General features: G+C 21.8%; 8 protein-coding genes. 7 read left to right on the plus strand and 1 reads right to left on the minus strand.

Annotation, left to right across the window (positions count from 1 at the left end):
- The first annotated feature begins 40 nt into the window (after window positions 1–40).
- From tsf to dnaE, 7 genes are all read left to right on the plus strand, one after another.
- Window positions 41–859 carry a translation elongation factor Ts gene (gene tsf, locus ACOI1G_RS02140; RefSeq protein WP_422667596.1) on the plus strand — a complete coding sequence of 273 codons (819 nt, stop codon included), beginning with the start codon at window positions 41–43 and terminating at the stop codon, window positions 857–859.
- Between the two features lie 81 nt (window positions 860–940).
- A complete protein-coding gene (gene pyrH / locus ACOI1G_RS02145) occupies window positions 941–1666 on the plus strand; it encodes a UMP kinase (protein WP_422667169.1) in 726 nt (241 codons plus the stop codon).
- A 71-nt stretch (window positions 1667–1737) separates the two neighbouring features.
- On the plus strand, window positions 1738–2295 hold the full coding sequence (gene frr / locus ACOI1G_RS02150) for a ribosome recycling factor (RefSeq protein ID WP_422667170.1): 558 nt from the start codon (window positions 1738–1740) through the stop codon (window positions 2293–2295).
- A 74-nt stretch (window positions 2296–2369) separates the two neighbouring features.
- Window positions 2370–3107, plus strand: coding sequence for a polyprenyl diphosphate synthase (gene uppS / locus ACOI1G_RS02155; RefSeq protein WP_422667171.1), 738 nt, complete (start codon window positions 2370–2372; stop codon window positions 3105–3107).
- Window positions 3108–3334: 227 nt separating this feature from the next.
- Window positions 3335–5728, plus strand: a complete 2394-nt coding sequence (gene bamA / locus ACOI1G_RS02160; RefSeq protein ID WP_422667172.1) for an outer membrane protein assembly factor BamA — start codon at window positions 3335–3337, stop codon at window positions 5726–5728.
- 149 nt (window positions 5729–5877) lie between these two features.
- Window positions 5878–6324, plus strand: a complete 447-nt coding sequence (gene fabZ / locus ACOI1G_RS02165) for a 3-hydroxyacyl-ACP dehydratase FabZ (RefSeq protein ID WP_422667173.1) — start codon at window positions 5878–5880, stop codon at window positions 6322–6324.
- A 98-nt stretch (window positions 6325–6422) separates the two neighbouring features.
- A complete protein-coding gene (dnaE, locus tag ACOI1G_RS02170; protein ID WP_422667174.1) occupies window positions 6423–9920 on the plus strand; it encodes a DNA polymerase III subunit alpha in 3498 nt (1165 codons plus the stop codon).
- Between the two features lie 137 nt (window positions 9921–10057).
- On the opposite strand, the gene ACOI1G_RS02175 is transcribed toward dnaE, so the two are convergent.
- Window positions 10058–11779 (minus strand): proline--tRNA ligase, encoded by a 1722-nt coding sequence (locus tag ACOI1G_RS02175; RefSeq protein ID WP_422667175.1) that lies wholly within the window; start codon window positions 11777–11779, stop codon window positions 10058–10060.
- Window positions 11780–11925 lie beyond the last annotated feature (146 nt).

Consider the following 11925-nt stretch of genomic DNA (forward strand, 5'->3'; position numbering starts at 1 on the left):
TTAATATAGAAATATATTAAAAAACATAAAGGAGATTAATATAGTGAATATTACTGCTGATTTAGTAAAAGAATTACGATTACGCACGGGTGTTGGATTAATGGAATGCAAGAAAGCTCTTTTAGAGGAAAATGGAAATATTGAATTATCCATTGATAATTTAAGAAAATCTGGTAAATCAAAAGCTGAAAAAAAAATATTTAATATTACAAAACATGGTTTAATATTTGCAAAAACCATAGATAATTATGGTGTATTATTAGAAATTAATTGTGAAACAGATTTTGTAGCAAAACATTCTTTATTTATTTCTTTTGGAAGTGAGATAGCATCTACAGCATTAACTAAAAAAATAAAAAAAATTAGTGAATTGGAAATGATATTTCAAGAAAAAAAGATAGATCTTATTAATAGAATGAATGAGAATATAAATATACGTAGTTTTAATTTTTTATCTGGAAAAAATATTACTTCTTATGTTCATGATGGTCGTATTGGAGTCTTAGTTTGTACTAATAATTTAAATTTGAAAATAAGTAAAAATATTTCCATGCACATTGCAGCCAGTAAGCCAGAATATTTGTATCCAAAAAATGTTCCTCATAGTGTATTTGAAAGAGAATATCAAATACAGTTAGAATTATCAAAAACATTAAATAAACCCGTTAATATATTAAATAAAATTATTACAGGAAAAATGAACAAATTTACTAATAGTATTTCATTAGTAGGTCAAAATTTTGTTATGGATCCTAGTAAAACTATTGGTCAATTATTATCGGAAAATAATACTGAAGTTATATCTTTTATTCGATATGAAATTGGGGGAAGTGTAATTGATAGTAGTAATATCACTTAATCTTTAAATTATAAATATTATAGTGGTTAATATAGAAAAATATTTTTTATTATCGATACAATAATATTTAAGTTGATAAATATGTCTACTAATACAAATTTGATATACCATCGTGTTTTATTAAAAATAAGTGGAGAAATATTACAAGGAGTTAATAAATTTGGTATTGATATTAAAATTATTACAAGAATAGCTAAAGAAATAAAATGTTTAGTAGAAATGGGACTGCAAATTGGATTAGTGATTGGAAGTGGTAATTTGTTTCGTGGTGTAGAATTATCTCAATTAGGAATAAACAGGATAATATCTGATCATATTGGCATATTATCAACCACTATTAACAGTCTTGCTATGCAAGATGTATTACACTCTATATCATTAAAATCTTGTATTATGTCGTCAATACCAATACATGGTATATGTAAAATATACCATTGGAAAGAAGCAATTGATTTATTATCTAAAAAAACAATTGTTATTTTTTCAGGAGGAACAGGAAATCCATTATTTACCACTGATTCTGCAGCTTGTTTGAGAAGTATTGAAATACAATCTGATGTTTTGTTAAAAGGAACAAAAGTGGATGGTGTATATTCTAAAGATCCAAAAAAAAATATAGATGCTGTTTTTTATAAAAATTTAAAATATAAAGATGTTTTAAAAAAAGAATTAAAAGTAATGGATTTAACAGCATTTACGTTAGCTAGAGATCATAATTTACCGATTCGTGTTTTTAATATAAATAAATCCGATTCTTTATATCGGATGGTAACCGGATATGATGAAGGTACATTAATTACAGCATAATAATTTTAATAAAAAACTATTATATACAACATTCATTGATAAATGATATATAGATGATACAGGTGTAATATATGATTAATGAAATTAAAGAAAAAAGCAGTAAAAAAATGGAAGTATGTGTAAAAAATTTTCAAATTCATATAAATCAAATTCGTACAGGTCGAGCATCTCCTGATTTATTAAATAATATTTATATTGATTATTTTGGTGTTCGTACTCCATTAAGACAAATATCCAATATAGTAGTAGAAGATTTTCATACATTAAAAATTAATGTTTTTGATGAATCAATTACTAATTTAATAAAAAAATCTATTTTAAATTCTAAATTAGATTTAAATCCTATATCATATGGTAAAGATATTCGTATTCCTTTACCATCATTGACAGAAGATAGAAGAAAAGATTTAATTAAATTAGTACGTAGTGAAGCAGAAAATAGTCGTATATTAATTCGAAATATTCGTAGAGATACAAATGATAAAGTAAAACATTTTTTAAAAAATAAAATCATTAGTCTTGATCAAGAACGTAATATGCAAAATAATATTCAATCTTTAACAGATAAATTTATTAAAATAATAGACAATATTTTATGTAAAAAAGAACAAGAATTAATGCAATTTTAAATATGTTTAATATTAATATCAAAATTTTTTTATTTTAAACATAAAAATATTTTTTTAAGAGTTAAATATACTTTATGTCATGTATAAATTTATTAAAAAAAAAAGAACAAGATTCAAAAAATAATCTTTATCATATTGCAATTATTATGGATGGAAATAGAAGATGGGCAAAAAAACAAGGAAAAATGCAAATATGTGGTCATAAAGAAGGTTTTAAAGCAGTAAAAAAAGCAGTGTGTTTTGCAATTATAAAAAAAATAAAAATATTAACATTATATGCATTTAGCAGTGAAAATAAAAACCGTCCAAAATCAGAAATTATAGAATTAATGGAATTATTTCTTTTTACATTAAAAAGCCAAAAAAATATATTAAAAAAATATAATATTCGATTAAAAGTAATTGGTGACATTAAATATTTTAGTAAAGATTTACAAAAATATATTAGATTAATTGAAATATTAACACAAAAAAATAGTGGATTAATATTAAATATTGCTGCTAATTATAGTGGAAAATGGGATATAATTCAAAGTACTAAAAAAATTATTCAAAAATTTAAAATGGGATTATTAAGAGAAGATCAGATAGAAGAGAATATTTTTTCTACTTTTTTATCTACTGATCATTTATTTCCAGTAGATCTATTAATTCGAACAGGTGGAGAAAAAAGAATTAGTAATTTTTTATTATGGCAAATTGCTTATGCAGAAATTTATTTTACCGATATTTTTTGGCCTGATTTTAATCGTTATATTTTTCAAGATGCTATTACGTTTTTTTTGTCTCGTAATCGTCGTTTTGGTTGTTAATAAAAAAAATAAATATTAATGAAAGAGAATTTTATCTAATAAATAATTTTTCATATACAGTAAATATTTTATATATATTTATTAGTATATTTAAAATATATTATTAATTTAGTTTTAAAAATCTCTTATTTAATAAGATTTTTCTGTATAATATCTGTTAATTTATAAATACAATTTATTTTATATATATAACATAAGATATATTATTAGGAAAAATGATAATAATCATGTTTATTAAAAATTTTATTATGGCTTGTTTTATATTTTTTAGTTTAAATCTTTATGCAAAAAATATAGAAACAATAGAACATATTCAGTTTGAAGGATTACAATCTATTTCTAAAGAAGAAGTATTAAAAAGTATTATATTTAATATTGGAAAAAAAAAATATTTGAGTAATATTAATAAAAGTGTTAAATCTTTATTTCAAACTGGGATGTTTCAGGATATTAAAGTATTTTATGTAGGAAAAAATATTGTTTTTAAGGTAAAAGAAAGACCTATCATTTCCAGAATCTTTATTACAGGTAATAAAATTATAAGATTAGAGATGCTGAATAAATATTTAACTGAACTTGGAATTAAAAGAGGTAGTATATTCAATCCTTTTAAAATAAAGATTTTTATTAAAAAATTAGAAGATTATTATCAAGATATAGGAAAATATCAAGTACATATTAAATTATTAAAATTAGTTTCTTTAAAAAATATAGTGGAATTAAAAATTATTATTAATGAAGGTGTATCAACAAAAATTAAAAATATAAAAATTGTTGGTAATCGTACTTTTTCAAATAAAAAAATTGAATCATTGTTTAAATTAAAATCTTGTAGTAATCATTGGTATATATGGAATTATTGTATTTATTCTTCTAAAGGATTAGAAAAAAATATAGATCGACTAAAGAATTTTTATTTAAATCAAGGATATTATCATTTTTACATTAATTCAAAAAAAATATATTTTTCTGAAAAAAAAAATAATGTTAATATTACAATTAATTTTCATGAAGGTAAAAAATATACTATTTCTCAAATATTTTTTAACGGTAACTTAAAGAAATATAAAAAACTGATTCAAGATCAAATGGAAATTCATGAAAAGGAAATATATAATAAATCAAAAATTGATTTGTCTGTAGAAAAAATTAGAACAATATTATTAGATCATGGATATCTTAATTCTGAAGTTAATGTATATCCTGAAGTAGATGATATCAAAAACAATATTATTTTAAATTTTAATATTGATATTAAAAAACGGTATTTTGTACATAATATTTCTTTTAGAGGTAATATATTTACACAAGATAGAATATTACGTCGAGAAATAAAACAAAAAGAAGGTGTTTTTTTTAATAAAAACTTAATAGAGTCTGGGAAAAAAGCATTAGAAAAAACTCAATATTTTAGTGATATTAAAATATTAACACAGCTTCTTTCTAATGATTCTAATCAATTAGATGTTATTTATATAGTAAAAGAAAACCAGACTGGTTCATTAAATTTTGGCTTGGGATATGGTTTAGATACTGGTATTAGTACTAATTTTTCATTTTCTCAAGATAATTTATTAGGTTTAGGAAATTCTTTTCGAGCAAGTATTGTTAAAAATAATTATCAAAAATATGCAGATATACTAATGTTATATCCTTATTTTATATCGGATAATATAAACTTAAGTAATCGAATTTTTTATAATAATTATAAATATCCTTCAAATGGACTTTCTAGTTTTTTAAACAAAACTTCTGGTTTTGAAACAAATTTTAGTTTTTTAATTAATTCTTCCAATCAATTAAATTTAGGTGTTGGATATTCTCATAATAATATTATGGATGTATATAAAAAAAATATATTACATTCACATAATAATGTATCAGATAAATCAGAATTACAAAATATTTTTATAAATGATATTACTTTTAATTATTCTTGGATATATAATAATTTAAAATATTTTTATTTTCCTATTTCTGGTAATCAAATAAATATAAGTGGAAAAAATACAGTTCCTGGTTCAGATAATCATTTTTATAAATTTATGATTGATAATGTACAATATATTCCATTTAATCGTGCTAATACATTTTTATTTTCATATCATGCTTATATGGGTTTAAGTAATTCTTTACATCAAGAAAAATTACCTTTTTATGAAAAATTTTATGCTAATAATGCAAATAATATTCGTGGTTTTCAATTAAATACAATTGGTCCAAAAAAGATTTATAAAGTAGATAATAAGAATATTTGTACTGGATATAAAAATAATGAATTATGTGAATCATTGGAATCTCAAGGTGGAAATGCAATAATTATGATGAATTTAGAATTTATCGTACCTACACCATTGATTAACAAATCATATGCTAATTTTTTTAGATCTTCTTTTTTCTTTGATGCTGGTAGCATTTGGGATTTAGATCTTAAAAAAATAGAAAATTTTCCCGATTATAATAAATTTAAAAATAATATTTATTTTTCATCTGGTATAGCATTAAGATGGTTTTCTCCCATAGGACCATTAGTTTTTTCTTATTCTTATCCTTTATTTATTCAACAAAATCGACATTATCAAATAGAACATTTTCAATTTAATATTGGAAAAAATTGGTAATAGATATTTAATTATTTATAATAAGTAGTAAAGTATATTATTTTTATTTTAGTATATAAATATAAAAATAATTATTTAACAATTGTAAATTTTACATTAAAAATATAATATTTATAAATTAATAATTATTTAACAATAAGGAAAATATTTTGTGTATTCCAAATTGTTTTTTAAATATTAAGAATATTCTAAAAATTTTACCACATCGCTATCCTTTTGTACTAATTGATCGTGTTTTGTATTATAAAAAATTAAAATATTTATATGCTATTAAAAATTGTACATTTAATGAGTCTTTTTTTCAGGGTCATTTTAATAATAATCCCATTTTTCCTGGTGTTTTAATTCTTGAATCTATGGCACAAGCTTCTTGTTTGCTTATTAGTAAAAGTACAGATGAATTAGATATTCATAAATTGTATTATTTTGTAGGAATTGATAATGCTCGATTTAAGCGAGAAGTTGTTCCAGGTGATCAAATACTTTTAAAAATTTATTGGTTAAAAACAACTAAAAATATACAAACGTTTAAATGTGTTGCTATGGTTCATAAAAATATTGTTTGTAGAGCTATAATACTTTTTTTTAAAAAGTAATTTTATATTAATATTTTTTATTTTTTTTTATTTAAGGATAAATAAAACTATTTTATATAAATAATATGGTAAAAATAGTTTTATTTTTTATAAAATATATGATTCAGTCAAAATTTGTACATCTTCATGTACATACAGATTATTCTATGATTGATGGATTGTCTAAACCTGAAGATATAATTAAAAAAGCAATATATTTTAATATGCCTGCGATTGCTGTAACAGATTTTAATAATTTATTTGGTATTATAAAATTTTATAATACCGCTCATAAATTAGGTATAAAACCAATTATTGGTGCTACAGTAAAATTTTTTTCTGAATTAATTAATTTTGAATTAACAGAATTAACAATATTAGCAGCTAATCAAAAAGGATATAATAATTTAATTATATTAATTTCATATGCTTATAAAAATGGATATGTAAATCAGAATAGTGTTGTTATAAAAAAAAAATGGTTATTAGAATTATCTGATGGTTTGATATTACTTTCAGGAGGTCATTATGGCGAAATTGGTAAAATACTATTAAAAGGAGATTCTAATTTAATTTCGACCTGTGTATTATTTTATAAAAAATATTTTTCTAATTTTTTTTATTTAGAATTAATGCGTACAGGACGCGAAAATGAAGAAAAATATTTGAATTTAGCAGTAAATTTATCAATAGAGCATGATATTCCTGTAGTTGCTACTAATTCTGTTTGTTTTTTATATGAAAAAGATTTTAAAATACATCAAATTAGAATTGCAATTAATGAAGGAGAAATATTACAAAATTCAAAAATTCAAAATAATTATAGTAAGCAGCAATTTTTAAAAAGTAGTGAAGTAATGTATAATTTATTTTCTGATATTCCAGAAGCTTTAATTAATAGTATTGAAATTTCAAAACGTTGTAATGTGATTATAAAATCTGGTAAGTATTTTTTACCAAAATTTCCAACAGGAAAAGAAAGTGTAGAAAATTATTTAATTATTAAAGCGAAGAAAGGAATACAAAATCGTTTAAAAAAAAAATATATTAATAATCAAGAATATAATCAAATGTATTGTATTTATAAAAATCGTTTAGATTTAGAATTAAATATTATTAATCAAATGGGTTTTCCTGGGTATTTTTTAATTGTCATGGAATTTATACAATGGGCAAAAGATAATAATATACCGGTTGGCCCTGGAAGAGGATCAGGTGCTAGTTCTTTAGTAGCATATGCATTAAAAATCACTGAAGTAGATCCTTTATTATTTGATCTTGTGTTTGAACGTTTTTTGAATCCTGAACGTATTTCTATGCCGGATTTAGATATTGATTTTTGTATGGATCAACGAGATAAAGTTATTGAACATGTTTCAGAAATGTATGGTAGACATACAGTAGCACAAATTATTACTTTTGGAACTATGACAGCAAAAGCAGTAATTAGAGATGTAGGTAGAGTATTAGGATATCCATATGGTTTTATTAATAAATTATCTAAGTTAGTTCCCATGGATCCAGGTATGACGTTAAATATAGCTTTTTCTAAAGACTCTGAATTAGCTTCTTTATATAAAAATAATGCAGATGTAAAAAGATTAATTGATATATCTAAAAAATTAGAAGGCACAAATCGTAATGTAGGTACACATGCTGGAGGAGTCGTTATTGCTCCTACTAAAATTATTGATTTTTGTCCTTTATATTATGATCAAAAAGGGAATAATCCTGTTACACAATTTGATAAAAATGATATAGAACATATTGGATTGGTAAAATTTGATTTTCTTGGTTTACGAACATTAACTGTTATTCATGATGCAGTAGAAATGATTAATATTAAATTAAAATTGCAAAATAAAAAATTAATTAATATTAATTATATATCTTTAAATGAAACAATATGTTTTGATTTATTAAAAAAATCTGAAACTACTGCAATTTTTCAACTTGAATCTTATGGTATGAAAGATTTAATAGAAAGATTACAACCTGATTGTTTTGAAGATATAGTGGCTCTAGTAGCACTTTTTAGACCAGGTCCATTACAATCCGGTATGGTAGATAATTTTATTAATCGTAAGCATGGTAAAGAAGATATTTCATATCCTGATAAAAAATGGCAACACATATTATTAAAACCTATTTTAGAATCTACGTACGGAATTATTTTATACCAGGAACAAGTAATGCAAATAGCACAAGTATTAGCTGGTTATACTTTAGGTGGTGCTGATATTTTACGACGGGCTATGAGTAAAAAAAATATCAAAGAAATGCAAGAACAGCGTTTTATTTTTGAAAAAAATGCTCAAAAAAATAATATTGATAAAGAATTAGCAGTAAAAATCTTTGATTTATTAGAAAAATTTGCAGGTTATGGATTTAATAAATCTCATTCTGTTGCTTATGCTTTAGTATCATATCAAACATTATGGTTAAAATCTTTTTATCCTGCAGAATTTATGGCATCTGCAATGACTTCTGAATTAGATAATACAGATAAAATGGTAATTTTAATAAATGAATCTTTAAAAATGGGATTAAAAATTATACCGCCAAATATTAATATAAGTAGATATGAATTTTATATAAATCATAATAATGATATAGTTTATAGCATAGGTGCAATTAAAGGTGTTGGTAAAAATTCAATAAAAAATATTATTGATGAACGTACAAGAAATGGTAATTTTTATGATTTATTTGATTTTTGTATGCGCACTGATCCAAAAAAAATTACACGCAGAGTACTAGAAAAGCTTATTATGTCTGGAAGTTTTGATTGTTTTAATACTAATAGAAAATATTTACTGATGCAAATTGATGATTTAATTAAAGCTTCTAAAGAATATATAAAAGCACAATATTATCAACAAAAAAATTTATTTGGTTCATTAAAAAATACATTAAATCCAATACAAAAAAATAATTGTTTTAATCATGAATCATATATTTCTAATAAAATACAGCTAGATCAAGAATATCAAGTATTAGGTTTATATTTAACTGGACACCCTATTAATCAATATTTATCTGAATTAAAATATTATGTTAATGGAATAAAATTATGTGAATTAGACAAATTTCATAAAGGTCAATTAATTTCAGTTGCTGGAATTATTATTTCAATAAAAATAAAAATAACTAAAAATAAAGATCGTATAGCGTTATTAATATTAGATGATAATACTAGTCGATTAGAAGTAGTAGTTTTTTCAAAATTATTAAATATACATAAATCTTTATTAAAATTAAATGAAATTATCATTGTAAAAGGAATTCTGGACATTAATTATATAAATAAGAATATAAAAATGATTGCATATAATTTCATGAATATCAGTATGGCAAGAAAAAAATATATATATAAATTAATTATTTTTTTGGATTTTTCATATATCGATGAACTTCTTTTAGAAAGGTTATATAAATGTTTAATTGATCAGGAAAAAGGTTCTGTTTCTATTGTTATTTCATATATTAGAAAGAACATTAATTTATATGTACCATTAAATAATACATGGTCTATTTTAATAACTGATAATTTATTAACAATGTTAAAAGAGATGGTGGGAATAAAAAAAACAAAATTGTGTTTTTATGATATGTGAGTTAATCAATATTTTTCATTTTTATTATAATAAAGAGAATATAACAATAAAATATTTATTAATATTTTTTCTATATTTTAACATAATTATTTGAATAATTTTTAATTTACATTATTTAATTTAATAATATTAAAAAATTATTTTTTATTTAATATTGTAGTAATAAAATCAATAATCTTATTTTTAGACATAATAATGCTTTTTTTATTACGTCTTTGACGATATTCAATATTTCCTTCTTTTATACAACGCGGACTAACAATAATTTGATGAGGAATTCCAATAAGATCCATTTCACTGAACATTATACCAGGTTGTTCATTGCGATCATCTAAAATTACTTCTATTTTTTTTTCTTTTAGTTTTTTATATAAAAATTCAGAAAGATTATATATATCAATATATTTTTTCATATTAATAGGCAAAATTGCGACTTCAAAGGGGGATATTCCAATAGGCCATATAATTCCATGAGAATCATGATTTTGTTCAATAATAGAGGCAATAATTCGCGTTATTCCAATGCCATAACATCCCATATATATATTTTTTTTATTACCATTTTTCTGCTTAATAGAAGCATTCATTTTTTTAGAATATTCTTGTCCAAGTTGAAAAATATGTCCAATTTCAATACTTTTTCTAATTTTTAACAATCCCATTCCATCAGGACTCATGTCTTTTTCTGTTACTTTTCGAATATCTTTAATTATAGGAAGAGGTAAATCAATATCCCAATTAACATTTATAAAATAATGATTTTCTATATTAGCTCCTATGGTAAAATCTTTCATTTGTGCAACTGATACATCAGCTATAATTGGTACATTTAAACCTATTGGTCCTAAAAAATTATTTTTTATTCCTAATATTGACATTGTTTCATTTTCATTAACAAATGTAATTGGTTTTAAAATAATATCAATTTTTTCTATTTTAAAAACATTTATTTCATGATCTGAACGTATCAGTAATAGAGCAATATTATACTTGTTTTTAGCATTTGTTTTTACTAAAATAGTTTTAATATGATTAGAAATTAGTATTTTTTGATGTGGTATTTTAATTAATTTTTTCTTACTTATTAAATTTTTTTTAATTATATTTGATGATTGATAGTTTTTAAAAAAATTTATTTTTTCCAAAGATTCAGCTAAATTCATATTAGTAGCATATGAAAAATTACTTGAAAATACTATTTCATCTTCTCCATTAGGGGATAATGCTTGAAATTCATGAGAAATATTACCACCTATAGATCCAGAATTTGCTTTAACTACATGAAAATTAATTTTTATTTTTTTAAATATATTACAATAACTTTGATATAATATATCATATGTTTTTTCTAAGCAATTTTGATTGATATGAAAAGAGTAAGCATCTTTCATAATGAATTCTCGTGCACGAACTACACCACAACGAGGACGTATTTCATCTCTAAATTTTTCTTTTATTTGATATAAAATTACGGGAAGTGATTTGTAGGAATATCTTTCATTTCGCACAAAATATGTAATGATTTCTTCATTTGTAGGGCTGAGTATAAAATTATTTTTTCGGCGATCAAAAAATGATAATAGTTCATCTCCGTATATTTTTAAACGTCCACTTTCTTTCCATAAATATTCTGGTTGCATAATAGGCATTGATATTTCAAATGCATTAATTTTTTTCATTTCTTTTTCAATAATTTTTTTTATCTTTTTTAAAATTCTAATACCTGTTGGAAGCCAAATATATAAACCCGTTGATAATTTTCTAATCATGCCACTTCGCAACATTAATTGATGACTGATAATTTTTGCATCATGTGGTGTTTCTTTTAAGGTATATAATAAATATTTAGTTGTTCGCATTTTTCTATTAATCTCATAAGTGTAAAAATTTATTAAAAGATATTTTATTTTTTAATAAATAGATTTTTATTAAAAAATAAAAAATTTTTTAAATAAAATATTTTTATTACATAATAAATATATAAAATTTACTTGTTTTTTTAAAA

This window comes from Buchnera aphidicola (Pterocomma populeum) (assembly GCF_049314985.1).
GTDB classification, from domain to species: Bacteria; Pseudomonadota; Gammaproteobacteria; order Enterobacterales; family Enterobacteriaceae; genus Buchnera; species Buchnera aphidicola_BQ.